The organism is Salinicola sp. LHM (assembly GCF_034479735.1).
Lineage (GTDB): Bacteria > Pseudomonadota > Gammaproteobacteria > Pseudomonadales > Halomonadaceae > Salinicola > Salinicola salarius.
Genome location: NZ_CP140261.1, coordinates 3,605,662 through 3,620,836, shown reverse-complemented (window position 1 = coordinate 3,620,836; position 15,175 = coordinate 3,605,662). Strand labels below are relative to the sequence as shown.

The following is a 15,175-nucleotide window of genomic DNA, read 5'->3' as shown; positions in this document are numbered from 1 at the left end:
CCATGCAACAGCCGAACTCACAGCCCTGCGCTGCAACCCTGCTGCGTGAAACCGCGTCACAGACGGCCGGCCCTTACGTGCATATCGGCCTGGCCCTGGATATCGCCGGCTTGCCGCCGCGCGAGGAAGAAATCTGGAATCGGCTCGCCTCTCCGGAGGCCGACGGTGAGGCCATCGAACTCGTGGGTCGCGTCATCGACGGCAATGGCGACCTGGTGCGCGACGCCTTGCTGGAAGCCTGGCAGGCGGACGCTCATGGCGACTACCAGTGCGAATTCGATCTACGTGCGCCTTTCAACAGCTTCGGACGCACCGCGACCACGGTGGAAAACGACGGCGAATGGTGCTTTCACACCATTAAACCGGGCCAGGTCGCGCGCCGCGATGGCCGCCTGATGGCGCCGCACGTCACGCTCGCGGTGTTCGCCCGTGGTATCAACATCCAGTTGCATACGCGTCTGTACTTCGAGGACGAAGCCGAGGCCAACGCGGCCTGCCCGGTACTCAACGCGGTCGAATCGCCCACGCGGCGCCAGACACTAATCGCCAAGCGCGAAGAGGGCGAGGGTAAGCCCCGCTATCGCTTTGATATTCGCCTCCAGGGCGAGGGCGAGACGGTGTTCTTCGATTTCTGAACCCGGATAGGATCTGAGCGAGCTGCCGTTGGCTTCAGATCCCAGACGCAGCGCTGGCGGAGGACCTTCGGGAAAGGCTTGCCGCTGCGCATGAAAAGGCGGGAGCCGTCGTTGGGCTAGGAGAAATCCGGCCTTTCGCTGATATGAGCGATGCGCCGGTTAGATGTCGAGTTGTCGCTTGGTCTCGAGCAGTAGGCTAGGTAGGCGAGCCCCTGTTGCAGCGCACTGTGACCGGTCAGGCTGCGGTATAAAGCCGGATTACGCCTTGGCCCGAGCAAGGGCCAGAACGATGACACCCGCAATGGCCAGCAGCGATGCGATGACAAAGCCGCGTCCCGGCCGTGGTTCGGTCTTGACGACGTAAGCGGCCAGCCAGACGGAAAGAAACACCTCGATCGTGCCGATGATGGCCACGACGGTCACGCTAGTAAATTTCAAGGCGACGAACTGTGAGGTCTGTCCGATCGAAATCGAACAGGCCGCCACCGTTTGCCATATCGCCGGTTTCCGGAACAGATCCTTGAGGTAACCGCGGTATTCCTCGCTGAACAGAGCGGCGAGACAGAACCACATCAATCCCGTCACGGCGCCGATGAAGGCTCCTGCCAGTGGGTCGGGCAGCCATTGCATGCCGAATTTCCGAGTCACGTAGGATCCACCATAGCTGGCCGCCGAGGTCACGGCGAAGGCCCGGCCGGTCGTTCGCTGCCTGCGCGCCCGTGCTGCGACTCCGGCATCCGTCCCGCGCCGAGGGGAGGCGGGGAAAACCGCGATGGCGACACCGAAAAACACCAGTACGAAGGCCAGCCCGATCCAGATCGTGATCCGTTCGCCCAGCAGGACAACCGCCAGAGCCGACGCGAAGACCGGAATCAGTCGGCGCATCAGCCCGGTTTCGATCGCCCCGACGAGTTCGACGGATCGGAAGAAGAAAAGCCGCCCCAGAACCGTCGACAGAATGCCTGCAAGGGCGAAATAGCCCACGCCCTTCAACAGGCTGAAGCCATCTCCAGACAAAGGCGGGCCCATAAACAGCCACAGCACGCCGGAGATTACAGCGGTCAACACGACCGACAGCAGCACGGCATTGCCGCTCCCGCCGTTATCGCGCGCGTTCTTGGCAATCGCGACCGATCCGAACGAATAGCAAAAAGCCGCGAAAACCGCGAAGAGCTCGCCGATCAGAGGCATCACTTGCCCTTTTTCCGCAAAGAACCGATCTCCATCAGGCGTCCGACAGCAGTTCTTCGAGGAAGCGGGTGGAGGACATGACCTCGCGCAGTGGCAGGGTTTTCTGCGCCTCGTCCAGTTCGGTGGCATAGGTCAGACCCCGACCATCCCAAAACCACCAGTAGACTATCTCGCCCTGCTTGTCGCGGATCGGCATCCGAAAGGTAGGAAAATTCCGCTCTTCCTGCGGCAGTGCGAGATGCCCGGCCTTCTCGTGCGCGAGGCCCAGCCTCTCCAATGCGCTGTCGAGCGGAATCATCGCGATGGATCGCACGTTTCCTTTGGCCAGTTTCTCGAGGTCGTCCGGGCGTGTTCGGTGGACTCCCTTCAGCAGGCGGACGACCGGCGGGTAGCTGGAGTGGTCGTGGGTCAGGTGGACGTAGGCGAACCCCCGATCTGTCTTGATCTCGACGATGTCGCCGGAACGGTAATTGGTCATTTCGGATCCTCGCTCACAGGCTGTAGGCTTCGAGGGTGGAGGGATGGAAGAGCTCCTCGATCTGCACCCTGCGTGGGGACAGCCCCTGCGCGGCGTGATAGTCCAGGAAGCGGTCGAGGACATGGGCATTGGCGCCCAGGCCGTAGCTCCAGGGATCGTCGCCCATCAGCGCGTGGACCCGGTTCAGCGTGTCCTCGACGAAGGGCATGGTGACCTTCGTCGCCGAGGTGTCCGACAAGGCTTCCTCGGCCAGACGCTTGGATTCGTTGAACGCCTTGAACAAGGCCGCCGGCAGGAACGGATACTGCTCGGCAAGGCTGCGGCGTAGGCCGAGGACGTGCATGATCGGGAAAATTCGTGTGCGACGGAAATAGTCCTCGGCCGCGCCGATGCTGTCAGAAAACAGCCGCCCGACATGGGGGTGTCCCTCGGCGAAGCAACGGGGCCAGCGTGGGCCGATGAAACCATCGATCTCGCCCGCGGCGAGCATGCCGTTGAGCGTCGCTCCTTGCGGCGCTTCCTCGACCGTGAGGTCGTCGGGTAACTGCACCTTGATCTTCTCGGGTCGGCCGGGTGTGTCCATTCCGCCACGGACCCAAGTCACGTCGGCGGGTTTGACGCCGTGGTTCTCTTCCAGGATGCCGCGAACCCAGACATTGGCCGAAAGCTGATACTCGGCGATGCCGATCCGGCGGCCTTTCAGATCCTCCGGTTTCTCGATGCCACGATCGGTTCGGATATAGACCGAGGTGTGTCGGAATGCCCGGCTGAGGAAGACCGGGATGGCGACATAATGCGGCTCGCCGCGCGCGACCGAGATCGAATAGGAGGAGAGTGAGAGTTCCGATATATCGAAGGCCTGGTGCCGAAAAGCGCGGAAGAACATCTCCTCCGGCGACAGCAGCATGGGCACGGGATCGACGCCATCGATTTTGACTCTTCCATCGACGATGGCCCGAGTCCGGTCGTAATTCCCCATAGCGAGGGACAGCTTTAGATCGGTCAACTTATGTCTCCTTGTTTATGCGATACCGCATTGACGCTTGAGCTTGCTGGCGCGGCCGAGCCCGGCGAGGCCCAGACGAACGGGAATTACAGGTCGAGAACCAGTCTTTCCGACTTGGCCCGCGAGACGCAGATCATGATGAAATCGTCTTTTTCCTCGCCCATCAGCACCATGTCACGGTGGTCGGGATTACCTTCCAGAAGGCGGGTCTTGCAAGTGCCGCAGGTGCCGCTTTCGCAGGAACTGACGGTCGCGAAGCCCGCATCCCGCAGTGTCTCCAAAATCGACCTGTCGTCGGGAATGGTCACGGTCTTGCCGCTTTTCTTGAGCTCGACCTCGAAAGGCGTATCGTCCTCGCGCACGACCTCGACCGGCTTGAAGTCCTCGAAATGCACGCGGCCTTCGGGCCAGTGTCCTGAAATCGCGTCGATTTCCTCCATCAGCGGTGCCGGCCCGCAGCAATAGACGTGCATCGGCTGCGGCTCCGCGAAGTGATCCCAGAAGTCATACACTTTCTCGGGGTCGCCGTCGTCGTGATGGACCGTGATCCTGTCGCCGAACTCGCTCGACAACTCGTCGAGATAGGCGGTTTCCTCTTCGCTCCGGGTGCAGTAGATGATCCGGAAATTCTTGCCCTGGCGCTCCAGATCGCTGGCCATCGCATAGATCGGCGTAATACCGATGCCGCCCGCGATGAGCAGGTATTCCTGTGCATCCGACGACATGGGAAAGTCATTCTCGGGCGGCTCAACATTCAGTTCAGTCCCCTTGGCCGCTTCGTCATGCATGGAGGCCGAGCCGCCGCGCGATTTGAACTCGCGCTTGACGGCAATGACGTATTCCTTTGGCTCCGAACCGTCATTGACGAGCGAATAGCGCCGCATCGCGCCGGAGGGCGTCTCGACGGTGATATGGGCACCGGACATGAAACCGGGAAGTTCAACGTCTTCAATAGGCTTCAACGTGAATTCGGTCACGCTCGGGGTCAATTCGCGCCGGCGTTCAACGCGCATTTTGATAAATTCCATACAGTTTCTCCAAAAAACCGTCATGCCACTTGCTAACTTAGATATCTAAGTATATGGTGTCAAGTGTCGCAAGATCGGCTAGCACAACCGACATAATTGGGTTGGAGGAGTGATCTCATGCTTACCCCCGAAGAAAATGAAGTTTTGACACGTGTCACTGGCGATGCGCCGATGGCCAGGCTTATGCGTCAGCACTGGACCCCGGTCTGCTTGATCGAGGAAGTCGCCGAACCTGATGGCAAGCCACTGCGCGTGGAAGTTCTTGGTGAAAGCTATGTCGCTTTCCGCGATACCAAAGGACGGCTCGGTTTGCTCGACGAGCGTTGCCCGCACCGGAAAGCCTCGCTGGTCTTCGGTCGCAACGAAGAATGCGGGCTGCGCTGCCTCTATCACGGCTGGAAGATGGATGTGGACGGCAACGTATTGGCCATGTCCTCGGAACCCGAGGGCAGCCCGCTGATGAACAAGGTGAAGGCACGCTCCTATCCGGTGCGCGAGTGGGGTGGGTTTGTCTGGGCCTGGCTTGGCGAGAAGGACGATATGCCCGAGTTTCAGCCTCCAGCCTTTGCCCCGGAGGAAGATACGCCGGTCTCGATCCTCAAAATCCGCGTGCCTGCCAACTGGGCGCAGATCCATGAAGGTCAGATCGACAGCGCGCACTCGTCGTCGCTGCATTCGTCCGACATGGTGCCGGCGAGGGTCGAAGGCGCCTCGGCCGATGACAAGTCCTGGTACCGGCCGTCCACCGACAAATCGCCGCGGATGCAGACCGAGACGACCAGCTACGGTTTTCACTATGCGGCTATCCGTAAGCCGATCAAGAAGGCAGCCACACACAATTATCTGCGTATCACCGAGTTTATTGCACCGTATTACTCACTGATTCCGCCCAACAACAATTACAAGGTGGCCAGCGTGATCGTCCCGATCAACGACGACGAGACCGCTTTCCACTTCATCGCCTTTGGCGGGCCGAACGTCCCCACGACCGATGAGTGGCGTAAGTTCGCTTACGCAGTCCCGGGTGTCGATGTGGATGATAAATGGCGTCCGGTCAGAACGCTGGAGAATGACTTTCTTCAGGATCGCGAGGCCATGAAGGAAGGCAACTTCACCGGGGTACCGGGAATCCCGAATCAGGACATCGTGATGTGGGTTTCCATGGGTAGCCGGGTGCAGCGCCATACCGATGTGCTGGGCGCTTCGGACTTGGCCATAGTCGAGTTTCGCAGGCTGATGGTGGATGCGGCGCAGAAGGTTGCCGGAGGAGGACGAGCCATCGGCACCGACTCACCGATTCGGCAGGCTAACATCGCCTCGCACGAGGGTGTCCATCCCAAAGAGATCGACTGGCGGACACTGGTCAATGCGTCGGAAGTGCCTCAAGCGTCGGACACTGTCCAGGCACAGGACATGGCCCAGACGGCGGAATGAACCCGTCGACTTTCTCACGAAAAATGTCCGCGCGATCTCCACGGCGATTGCGCGGGTCTTGTTTGACCGGGTGGAGCTCCCCTCCGGGCTTCTCATGTCGTGCTTCCGCCCTTTTCTCAGCGCTTCTAAGCGGTCAGTCCTCATTCGGCGCACGCCTCGTGGCCCAGTTTACGTGAATATCGATACCTCGTTTCAGGAAGCGAAACTGGAGACGGTGTTACCCGATCTCGACATAGGCCGTCGTACCGCACCGTTGCCGGGGATACCGGCGCCGACATTGGTGAGCGAGGCGACCCAGTTGTTGACCGAGGTTCGTCGCGTCGTCTTCCTGATGGGACGGCTGTCACGCAGCGAAGCGGACTGGCAGCGGCGCATTGCCTTGGTCGAGCGGCTGGGCGCCGAGGTGATTACTGATATCAAGACAGGGGCCACGTTCCCCAGCAGCCATCGTGCCAATATCGGACGTGCGGGGTATTTTCCCGATGCCGATGTGATCGTGAATCTCGACTGGGTCGATTTCGGCGGCACGTTGCGTACCGTATTTGGCGATCAGCCGGTGCCGGCGAAAATCGTTTCAGTCACGCTCGAGTCATATAACGCTCAGGGTTGGGTCAAGGATGGCGGTGCTCACGCATCGGCCGATATCTGCTTTCTCAACTCACCAGGCCAAGTCGTTGCCGCCTTGCACGAGGCGTTTGGAACTCCGCCACCATCGGCATCATTCGGGCACCGGCATGGCCGTGGGAGCCGCCCTTGCGCTACGCGATGCCGGATCCCCGTTGCTGCCCTTGGCGGTGTTGGGCGATGGGGACTTTGTGGACGGCGGTCAATCAGCGGGTTGCTGGTCGTGATCATCAATAACCGCTCCTTCTATAACGACGAGGTGCACCAGGAAGCGGTCGCCAAGGCAAGGGGGACGCCCGGTGGAGAACAAGCGGGTAGGAATCGTGCTGGACGAGCCCGGCATCGATGTCAATGCCATTGGCCAAGGTTTCGGTGCAACCACCTACGGCTTGTTATGTACGCCCGAAATGGTGCTTTCGGCATTGGCCGATGCGCTAGACGTGGTTGCCAATGGTGGCGTGGCGTTACTGGAAGTAGAAGCGGTCAAGGGGCACGCCCCGTCCATGGTCCAATCCATGCGTTAGGCTTTGTGCGAAAACTGCCTGCGCTTGCCCATACGGCGTTAAAAATTGGTTCGGAGTGCTCATTTTTAGATCGTAAGCTACTATTTTTAATATATTTTTTATTGTGTCTCACAGGGGTGTGGAAAATGCGTCGGTCCGTAGGGAACGGGCCTAGCCCAGGGCTTCGCTCGCCGACTTTTCGCGCAGAGCCTAAGCGTCTTGCTCGCGTAGGGAGCGGATCAGCTCTTTGCTCATCGTGCTCTGAAACCGGTTGAGAGTCTTGTTCTTGCGGCGCACCAGATACACGGGAACCTGCAAATCCATGCCCGGAGTATCGATGCGCTGCAAGACGCCCGAGGCTAGTTCGTCACGGATGGATGAGTGGAATAGAAAAGCGACGCCAGCACCGGTACGGACCGCTCGTTTGATCGCCTCGGGGTGGCCGAATTCCATCGGGATGTGACTGCGGGAAACGCCGTGCTCCATTAGCAGATATTCCTCGATGTTGCGTCTCGGCGTGCCATGCTGGGCGGTAATATAGGGGAGTTCGTTCAATAGGGTGCTTGCCGCCTGGATTTCGAAGTGACTTGCGGCGACCAGGATCAGGGGTTCATCGCGAACATGCTCGATCTGAAGATCCTGAATTTCTTGGCGTGGATCAAGGATTGTGAAAGCGAAGTCACACTCGCCTTGACGAATGGCGTCGGTGACCGATAACGAGGTCATGACGTGTACTGAAATCTGCCCCAGCGGGTAGCGCTGACGTATTGATGCGACAATGCTGGGCAACACATACGACCCCGGTGTCATCGAGGCGCCGACGCTAACTTTGCCGGCCACTCCAAGTTGTGTATCGATGAGTTCGCGCTCCAACTCGCGAGTCCGCACCACAACATCCAAGGCCCATCGATAGACACTTTGTCCTTCTTCGGTCAACTCAGTACGGCGACCGCTGCGCCTGGTCAACGTTACGCCCAGCTTTTCGGAAAGCGACTTAAGGTGGGTCGAGACCACTGGCTGAGCAATGTTGAGATGCTTGGCGGCGAGAGACACGCTTTGACGTTCAGCGACCGCGCAAAAGACTTCGAGTTTATGAATGGAGAGCTGAGAGGTAGATGAGCGCATTATAGCCTATTGGATATGAAATGGTAGGTAAATATATAGTAACTATTCAGGTCACGCTGCCTGATCCAGGCCGTCCCGACGCATGAATTCGGGCACTTCACCGGCAAACAACTGTTCCAGTGCGGTGTGCGCTGCCAGGCCCTGCTTGACCGCCGTCGAGAGGAAGCTGCGCATCCGGCAGAAGATCTCGGCACCTTCCCAGGAGCGGAAACAGCCTGAAATCTTCTGCTGGACCTTGGTCATCCGCAGGTCACGCTCCCCTTGGTTATTGGTGAAGGGCGCGGCGGGGTCGTCGAGGAAACGCAGCACGTCGTCCTCGTACGCCTGGAGACGTTCGAGCAGGTTACGTGCCTTGGTACGTTTGGCACGACCGCGCTTTCCCGGTGGTGGTGGGATCGGTGGCGGACACTCGGTCTCACCCTCTGTCAGGCACTGCCGATAGCGGACTCGCCAGCGTTGCGCCTCTTCGGGCGAGAGCGTGCCACCGGCAGCGTCAACGGCCTGATGCATCTCCAGCAGCAGATCATGCAGCGCCTTGGCCCACTTTTGGTGGTCATTTTCCCAGGCCGCAGTCAATTCACGCAGGTGATGGGCGTTGCAAAGTGCGTGGCGGCAATCCGCGTAGCGGTAGTAAGGCTTCCAGTGATCATGCACCAGCACCCCCTGGACATAGGGCAGGATGCCGATGGCATCCATGGCCTCCTGACCTCGCTTGGCGTGAGGCGCCAAGTAGGTCAGGGCGTCATTCGAGGCGCTGTGCAGCCAGTAGCGCTTGCCGCCGACCTGCATCCCGGTCTCGTCGGCATGCACGGTCGCGGCTTGCCTCAGCGCCGGGATCGCCCACTCGGCAAACGCCTCGGCGCGCTGATAGGCCTCTTGATTGAAGGCGAACAGCGTGCCGGTGCTCAGCGATAGATCGCACTGTGAGGCCAGCAGCGCCTGGATGCGGGCATAGGGCAGCAACTGATACTGCGAGAGATAGACGACATGCGCCTTGAGACGTGGGCCATACTGGATCGGGCGGGTCACGCCGTCGGGAAACGGCGCCACATGGCGCCGCCCGAGATCGTCCTCCAGCACCTCGGCGCGATACTCGGTGACGACGGCCTGGATCACGATGTCTTGCACCTGGCGCGTTTCGATGCCGACCGAGCGATAGGTGCGCCCTTTGGGCAAGGTGCGGCGATCGACGCGCAACGACACGATCTCGTCGGGATCGGTGACCGGCGCCAGCGTCTTGCCTTCGTGACCCGGTTGCCCGCCAGGGCGACGCTCGCCCTTGGCCCGGGAACGGCGTTGGCGGTTGGGGTCTTGTGACGGCGGCTTGCTGCTGTTGCGGCTGCTGGTGGCCAGTCGGTCGGCCATCAGCTTGACCAGCAGCATCAGCACGTCGATGGCAGCACGCAAGGAAGGCGAGACCGTGTGGTCTTCCTTGAGCTGCTGCCGGACCCGTTCCAGGGCCTCGTCGACGTTGATATCGCTGATGGTCATGTCACCGCATAGACGTGCCGAAGGATCAGGCACACTATGCCAAAAAAATCAGGTGGTTGGCGACATGCCATCCGCAGCCACCTGAATAGTTACAATATATATTAGTTTTCCTTTCGGATCGCAATTAACCTGAAGTAGGGTCCAATTTTTGGGGAGTGGATCAATGAGCGAAGATAGGAGTATGAACTTGGAGAAAGAAATTATTGACGCTATCGTCGGCAATCTGGTGATCGCGAATCGTATCCTGGCGAAGGAGGGTGTGATCGATGATTTCGGCCATATCAGTGTTCGAAATCCCCTGAATCCGGAGCGTTATTTTTTATCGAGGTCACGAAGCCCCGAGGTCGTAACGCGCAACGATATCATGGAGTTTACCCTTGATGGCAAACTGATTGGAAATGATCCCCGTCGGCCCTATGCCGAGCGTCATATCCATGGATCTATCTATAAGGACAGGCCGGATATCAATGCAGTAACGCACCACCATGCTCGCTCGATCATTCCTTTCACGATGAATGACATATCCCTGAGGCCAATTTTTCATATGGCCGCTGTGATCGGTGAACGGATCGATACCTGGGATAGCCAGGATGAGTTTGGCGATACCAACATGCTCGTGGATTCGATGGAAATGGGCCACTCTCTATCTAGGGTCCTAGGGGATAAACGGGTGGCTCTGTTACGTGGCCATGGGTGCGTCTGTGCGGGAGAAAACATCAAAGCCGTATGCATGATTTCGACAGCTCTCAAGGACAATGCCAGCCTAATACAAGACACTCTTCAGATGGGTGAGCTACATTACCTGACCGATGGTGAAATCGAGAAAACCAGCGCTATGCTTCTCAGTGAAATGCCACTAGAAAGAGCCTGGGATTATTGGGTGTCCAGGGCCGGTTTCGGGGGGCTTTAACAGTATATTATGACTTCATAGGTGTGTCGAATAACTCAATATTAATAAAAGGTGAAATAAAGAATATTTTCAGCAGTAAAAGTAAATGAGGAGCCAAGATACGAAAATGCTAAAATAGTTTTTGCTGTGCTATGCGCCGGATTTCTGGCTTCCAATGTCGCCAACGCACAATCACTGGGGATCGGTGCCGGCCGACAAGGAGCGCAGAATTACGCTGTCAATGCCGGATTGGCGAAGTTTCTGAGCGATGCGATCGATCTGGACGTTCGTGTCCAGGCCTATGGTGGCTCGGGACAGTCGATGCCGATGATCGATTCCGGACGGCTGGATATCCAGTTGGCTCCCAGCCTGACGTTCTGGCGGCTGTGAAGGGAATAGAGCCTTTTGACGGTCGCGTGCTCAAGAATTTGCGCGTCATCGCTTCCTGAATTTTTTCGCCTACGGCTTCATGATCCGAGAGGATTCGGTGTACGAAACAGTGTCCGATCTCAAGGGACATAGCCTCACCTATGGTTTTACCGCGCAGCCAACCTTACGGCTCCAGGTCGGTCGATGATTTCATTTCCAGAAATGTTGATGCGGCATTTTTCTCGTTGGAGCGGGAAACCCGCGAAGCCGATGCCATCGTGGATATCCGCTGACGGGCGTTCGATGATACGCCCGAAGCCGAGGCGGATATGCAGAAATTCGTCCCGACGGCTTATATCAAGACTATTGAACCGGAAAAAGACAAGGTTGGAATCGATAAGCCGACGCCCGTGATAGGGTACGATTATGCACTCATTGCGGGCAAGTCAGTGCCTGACGACGTCGTTCAACGCATCGTCAAGGCCATGCAAGACAACCCGGATAAGGTGCGCAATATCTACAAAGCGTTTTCCCAGTTCACGCATGAGAACATGATGCCGATATTTCCGAGGATGACCGTTCATAAAAGGGTCGAAAATTACTACGCCGAGGCCGGACTCATGGAGTAACCTATGCAGACGAACAACGGGGAAGAGAAACGTCACTGGAGTCACGCAGCCATCGTTTGGGCGAAGCGGTTTCGTGCTGCTGCCGGTGACCTATACCGGGGAACTATACCATATACTGGGGATTTCTTTCTATGATGCGCAAATCTTGGTCATGGTGCTGGCTTGTGCATTAGTGTCGGGATTTATAATGATAGCGGAACGGACTCGGCACCCGGCAATCGGTTTATCGTCCGTCATTGGTGCTATCGCTACCCTGGGCGTGGGGAGTTATATCGCGCTCCACTACCCCACCATCTCGATGGAAGCGCCCTTCATACCCGGCTGGCTCATCGTATTGGGCGGAGTGATGTTTGCGGCGCTGATGCTTAACCTGTCCCCCCTCCGCCGGGATGGGGATCCTCGCGGTGGTGGTGCTGTTTCTGGCCTATGGCTTGTTTGGGAACCTCGTGCCGGGAGCCTTGCAAAGTCGTCCCCATATCCCTGTCGGAACTCGTAGTGTATCTGCCATTGATGCCAACGGCATCCTCGGGACTGCCCTCAAGGTGGCGGTGATCGTGGTGGTTCCCTATATGCTGTTTGGCCAATTCTTTTCCCGCTGCGGGGCTGCTGATTTCTTCAACGATATCGCGCTTGCCGGCATGGGCCGGTTTCGCGGCGGCCCCGCCAAGGTGGCGATCACCGAATCCGGGATCTTCGGTCCCATATCGGGGAGTGCGGTTGGTAACGTCGTGGGCACCGGCGTCGTCACCATCCCGATGATGAAGCGCGCCGGTTTTCCCTCGATCTATGCCGGCGCCATCGAGGCAGTGGCCACGATGGGCGGGCAATTGGGGCAGTCGATGCCGATGATCAATGCTGGATGACTGGATAGCCAGTTGATACCCAGTCCTGATTTTATGTCGGCTGTACAAGAAATAGGGCCATTCGAGGGTCGTTCATTCGAGAATTTACGCGCTATAGCCTTACTAAATCTCTCGGCCTACGGCTTTATGGTTTGCAAGAATTCGGAGTATGAAATAGTATCCGATCTCAAGGAGCATAGCCTCAACTATGTTTATACAGCGCAGCCAACCCCGCAGCTTAAGGTCGACAGTATTCTCGCGGTAGGGGGTGTTCATCGACGACGTTCAGGCTTATATGTTTCCCTCGGTACCAATGGCGTGGATGATTTCATTTCCGGAAATTTCGACTCGGAATTCTTTTCTCTGGATGGTGGGAAACCCCGCGAAGCCGATACCAATATGGGTATTCGCTGGCTGGCACTCGATGATATAACCGAGGATGAGGAAGCCATGCGGAGACTTATTCCGATGGCTTATATCAAAACCATTGAACCGGCGAAAGACGCGGTCGGAATCGATAAGCCAACACCCATGATGGGATATTGTCATGTTCTGGTTGCGAGCAAGACAGTGCCAGACGGTGTCGTTCAACGTATCATCAAGGCTATGCGCGACAGTCCGGATAAGGTGCGCAATATCAATAGATCATTTCCCCGGTTTACTCCCGATAGTATGGTACCAAAATTTCCGGGTATTATCCTTTACGAAGGGGCATGAATTATTACGCCGAGTCTGAGCTCATTGAGTGATCCATGCAGACGAATAGCAGGGAGATGAGTGCCATTCTGTTACGTAAAGTGTCTCGGATTATCGAATGTCACTTAACTTGTGAAGGTGCTGGTTGTCAGAGTGGATCTCTCATATGAGAGGGAAGCGTATGTTTAAAGACCACGGTCATTTCATGCATCCACTAAAAACAGTACCGGCGGCCTGATGGCCGCCGGTACTACACTACCTTTGACGTGGGTAGTTATTCGCCAGAGCGACGCGCTACGTTCGACTGACCGACATGCGCCACACGGGCAGATAATGGACGTTGGAGTCGCAGGTGCGGGGTCATGACGATGGCGAAAGCGGCGAAGGCCAAGCCCAGGATGATCGCCCATACGTTGGGTACGATGAAGAGGAGGCCGGCGATACCAAAGCCGAGCCTAGGAAGCGCGGACAAGGGTTGCCGCCAGTAGCCTTCCACAGCGAAGCTTAGCAGGATCACACCCATCACGGCGGTGACGCATGAGACGACGATAGTCATGACGTTGCCCTTTAGCAGCAGGCCCTCACCATAGACGAAAGCGAACGGCACGATGAAGGCGGTGATAGCGAGTTTCACGGCACCGGCCGCGATCTCCAGCGGTTTGGCTTCGGCAATGGCGGATGCGGCAAAGGCGGCGACTGCTACGGGCGGCGTCATTGCCGAGAGAACGGCAAAGTAAAGAATGAACATATTGGTTTGTAGAGGACTGAAGTCCATCGCCGTCAATGTGGGGCCGACCAGAACCGCAGCGAGAATGAACGCCGACGGCGTCGGCATGCCCATGCCGAGGATGATCGCCAGCACCGCCGAAATGACCAGTGCAAGGAAGGCGCTGTTCCCGGCCAACAGGAAGACGAGATCCGAGAATTTGCTGCCGAGTCCAGTCATCGAGATGCCCCCAATCACCAAGCCGGCCGCGGCGCAGGCGGCGACGACCGAGACCATGCGTAGCGAGGTCTCGGCCAAGGTGTTCCATATCGCACGAAGTCCCATGCGTGTCGATCGTCGCACCACCGACACTGCTAGTACCACTACCGTGGCGATGGCAGCGACATAGGTCGGCGAATAGCCCATGAGCAAGGCCGACGACAAGGCTACCAGAGGAAGAATGAACAAGCCGCCATTCCTTAGCGTCTGGCCCAGGGGGGCTATCTCTTCCTTGCTTAGCCCGCGCAATCCCAATTTTTGCGAGCGTAGATGGACCTGGGCATAGACGCAGAGATAATAAAGGAGGGCGGGCACCAAGCCGGCTATCGCGATATCACGATATTCGATGCCGGTGTATTCGGCCATGATAAAGGCGGCCGACCCCATGACCGGAGGGAGAAGACTGCCGCCAGTGGAGGCCGCTACTTCGACGCTACCGGACAAAGGCTTGCTATACCCCAGACGCTGCATGATGGGAATGGTGACGGAGCCTGTCGTGACCACGTCCGATGTCGGGCTACCCGACATCGTGCCGTACAGTCCCGACGAAATGACAGCGATCTTGGCCGGTCCGCCCACCCGGCGTCCGGCAATTGCCGATGCAAGATCGTAAAAGAAGTCAGCACCACCTGCTTTGGCCAAGAAAGTGCCGAACATCACGAATAGAAAGGCATAGGTCGCGGCGACGCGCAGTGGTACACCGAACAGCCCGTCCGAGGTGAACATCATGATATCGAGGAAATGATTGTAGCCCACTTCCCGAAAGCCGAGCGCTCCCGGGAGGGAGTGTCCGAACAGATTGTAGACCAGAAAGAGCAGGACAATACTGGTCAGACCAAACCCCACGGTACGCCGTGTAGCCTCGATCGTCATAGCAAGTAGCACGCTGGCCGCGATCAGGTCCGGCATGCTTAGGGGATAGAGCAACGTAATCCGCTCCGCGATTCGACCGCTTTCCACGGAGAAATAGATTCCGACGGCGATGCTGGCCGCCACGAACAGCCAATCGAGCAAACTGGGGCGATCCATGCGCCCTCTGGGGCCTGCGCTTACCGTCAGGAATAGCAGGGCGAGCATGGCCGAAAGGAATACGACGGTCATGACATACAGGTCGATATAGACCATGGTGGTCGTATAGACCACGGCCAAGGCTATCAGGGCCGCGCAGCCATATACGAGCGCGCCCAGCTTGCCAGTGAGAGACCGCTTGGTACCGGTCTCCATTAATAGCGCGAGAGTCGATTTCATGG

Annotated in this window: 15 protein-coding genes; 8 read left to right on the top strand and 7 right to left on the bottom strand. The window is 57.9% G+C overall.

The annotated features are described in order from the left end of the window. Positions 1-2 precede the first annotated feature (2 nt). Positions 3-635, top strand: a complete 633-nt coding sequence (gene pcaG / locus R5R73_RS16465) for a protocatechuate 3,4-dioxygenase subunit alpha (protein WP_322528084.1) — start codon at positions 3-5, stop codon at positions 633-635. Positions 636-893: 258 nt separating this feature from the next. On the opposite strand, the gene R5R73_RS16460 is transcribed toward pcaG, so the two are convergent. The 4 genes from R5R73_RS16460 to R5R73_RS16445 form a co-directional block, all read right to left on the bottom strand. Continuing rightward, positions 894-1,826, bottom strand: coding sequence for a DMT family transporter (locus tag R5R73_RS16460; RefSeq protein ID WP_322528083.1), 933 nt, complete (start codon positions 1,824-1,826; stop codon positions 894-896). Positions 1,827-1,860: 34 nt separating this feature from the next. Next, the gene (locus R5R73_RS16455) at positions 1,861-2,304 is read right to left on the bottom strand and encodes a hypothetical protein (protein ID WP_322528082.1); all 444 of its coding nucleotides are present in this window, start codon (positions 2,302-2,304) and stop codon (positions 1,861-1,863) included. Positions 2,305-2,317: 13 nt separating this feature from the next. Then, complete coding sequence (locus R5R73_RS16450) at positions 2,318-3,211, bottom strand: ABC transporter substrate-binding protein (protein WP_322529617.1); 894 nt, start codon at positions 3,209-3,211, stop codon at positions 2,318-2,320. A 185-nt stretch (positions 3,212-3,396) separates the two neighbouring features. Further along, positions 3,397-4,362: a PDR/VanB family oxidoreductase gene (locus R5R73_RS16445; protein ID WP_322528081.1), complete on the bottom strand. Its 966-nt coding sequence runs from the start codon at positions 4,360-4,362 to the stop codon at positions 3,397-3,399. 93 nt (positions 4,363-4,455) lie between these two features. Between R5R73_RS16445 and R5R73_RS16440 the strand changes: the two genes are divergently transcribed. Both R5R73_RS16440 and R5R73_RS16435 read left to right on the top strand, forming a co-directional pair. Further along, positions 4,456-5,772: a Rieske 2Fe-2S domain-containing protein gene (locus tag R5R73_RS16440; protein WP_322528080.1), complete on the top strand. Its 1,317-nt coding sequence runs from the start codon at positions 4,456-4,458 to the stop codon at positions 5,770-5,772. Between the two features lie 923 nt (positions 5,773-6,695). Beyond that, complete coding sequence (locus R5R73_RS16435) at positions 6,696-6,920, top strand: hypothetical protein (protein WP_322528079.1); 225 nt, start codon at positions 6,696-6,698, stop codon at positions 6,918-6,920. Positions 6,921-7,109: 189 nt separating this feature from the next. On the opposite strand, the gene R5R73_RS16430 is transcribed toward R5R73_RS16435, so the two are convergent. Together R5R73_RS16430 and tnpC are read right to left on the bottom strand one after the other, a co-directional pair. Beyond that, a complete protein-coding gene (locus tag R5R73_RS16430; RefSeq protein ID WP_322528078.1) occupies positions 7,110-8,024 on the bottom strand; it encodes a LysR family transcriptional regulator in 915 nt (304 codons plus the stop codon). 51 nt (positions 8,025-8,075) lie between these two features. Further along, entirely contained in the window at positions 8,076-9,515 is a 1,440-nt protein-coding gene (gene tnpC / locus R5R73_RS16425) for an IS66 family transposase (RefSeq protein WP_023004967.1), read from the bottom strand. 187 nt (positions 9,516-9,702) lie between these two features. Here tnpC and R5R73_RS16420 point away from each other — a divergent pair, with 187 nt between their 5' ends. The 5 genes from R5R73_RS16420 (at position 9,703) to R5R73_RS16400 (ending at position 12,961) form a co-directional block, all read left to right on the top strand. Further along, positions 9,703-10,425, top strand: a complete 723-nt coding sequence (locus tag R5R73_RS16420; protein ID WP_322528077.1) for a class II aldolase/adducin family protein — start codon at positions 9,703-9,705, stop codon at positions 10,423-10,425. 228 nt (positions 10,426-10,653) lie between these two features. Beyond that, entirely contained in the window at positions 10,654-10,794 is a 141-nt protein-coding gene (locus tag R5R73_RS16415) for a hypothetical protein (RefSeq protein WP_322528076.1), read from the top strand. A gap of 308 nt (positions 10,795-11,102) precedes the next feature. Beyond that, the gene (locus R5R73_RS16410; RefSeq protein WP_322528075.1) at positions 11,103-11,402 is read left to right on the top strand and encodes a TAXI family TRAP transporter solute-binding subunit; all 300 of its coding nucleotides are present in this window, start codon (positions 11,103-11,105) and stop codon (positions 11,400-11,402) included. A 404-nt stretch (positions 11,403-11,806) separates the two neighbouring features. Then, entirely contained in the window at positions 11,807-12,265 is a 459-nt protein-coding gene (locus tag R5R73_RS16405) for a TRAP transporter large permease subunit (RefSeq protein WP_322528074.1), read from the top strand. Positions 12,266-12,277: 12 nt separating this feature from the next. Continuing rightward, a complete protein-coding gene (locus R5R73_RS16400) occupies positions 12,278-12,961 on the top strand; it encodes a TAXI family TRAP transporter solute-binding subunit (RefSeq protein ID WP_322528073.1) in 684 nt (227 codons plus the stop codon). Between the two features lie 253 nt (positions 12,962-13,214). Here R5R73_RS16400 and R5R73_RS16395 read toward each other — a convergent pair whose 3' ends face one another. Next, a complete protein-coding gene (locus R5R73_RS16395) occupies positions 13,215-15,173 on the bottom strand; it encodes a TRAP transporter fused permease subunit (RefSeq protein ID WP_322528072.1) in 1,959 nt (652 codons plus the stop codon). Between the last annotated feature and the right edge of the window lie 2 nt (positions 15,174-15,175).

Excerpts from the sequence above, each read along its gene's own strand:
- R5R73_RS16395 (WP_322528072.1), bottom strand. The coding sequence starts at position 15,173 with ATGAAATCGACTCTCGCGCTATTAATGGAGACCGGTACCAAGCGGTCT.
- R5R73_RS16455 (WP_322528082.1), bottom strand. The coding sequence starts at position 2,304 with ATGACCAATTACCGTTCCGGCGACATCGTCGAGATCAAGACAGATCGG.
- R5R73_RS16445 (WP_322528081.1), bottom strand. The coding sequence starts at position 4,362 with ATGACGGTTTTTTGGAGAAACTGTATGGAATTTATCAAAATGCGCGTT.
- R5R73_RS16460 (WP_322528083.1), bottom strand. The coding sequence starts at position 1,826 with ATGCCTCTGATCGGCGAGCTCTTCGCGGTTTTCGCGGCTTTTTGCTAT.
- R5R73_RS16410 (WP_322528075.1), top strand. The coding sequence starts at position 11,103 with ATGCAGAAATTCGTCCCGACGGCTTATATCAAGACTATTGAACCGGAA.
- tnpC (WP_023004967.1), bottom strand. The coding sequence starts at position 9,515 with ATGACCATCAGCGATATCAACGTCGACGAGGCCCTGGAACGGGTCCGG.
- R5R73_RS16450 (WP_322529617.1), bottom strand. The coding sequence starts at position 3,211 with ATGCTGCTGTCGCCGGAGGAGATGTTCTTCCGCGCTTTTCGGCACCAG.
- pcaG (WP_322528084.1), top strand. The coding sequence starts at position 3 with ATGCAACAGCCGAACTCACAGCCCTGCGCTGCAACCCTGCTGCGTGAA.
- R5R73_RS16440 (WP_322528080.1), top strand. The coding sequence starts at position 4,456 with ATGCTTACCCCCGAAGAAAATGAAGTTTTGACACGTGTCACTGGCGAT.
- R5R73_RS16430 (WP_322528078.1), bottom strand. The coding sequence starts at position 8,024 with ATGCGCTCATCTACCTCTCAGCTCTCCATTCATAAACTCGAAGTCTTT.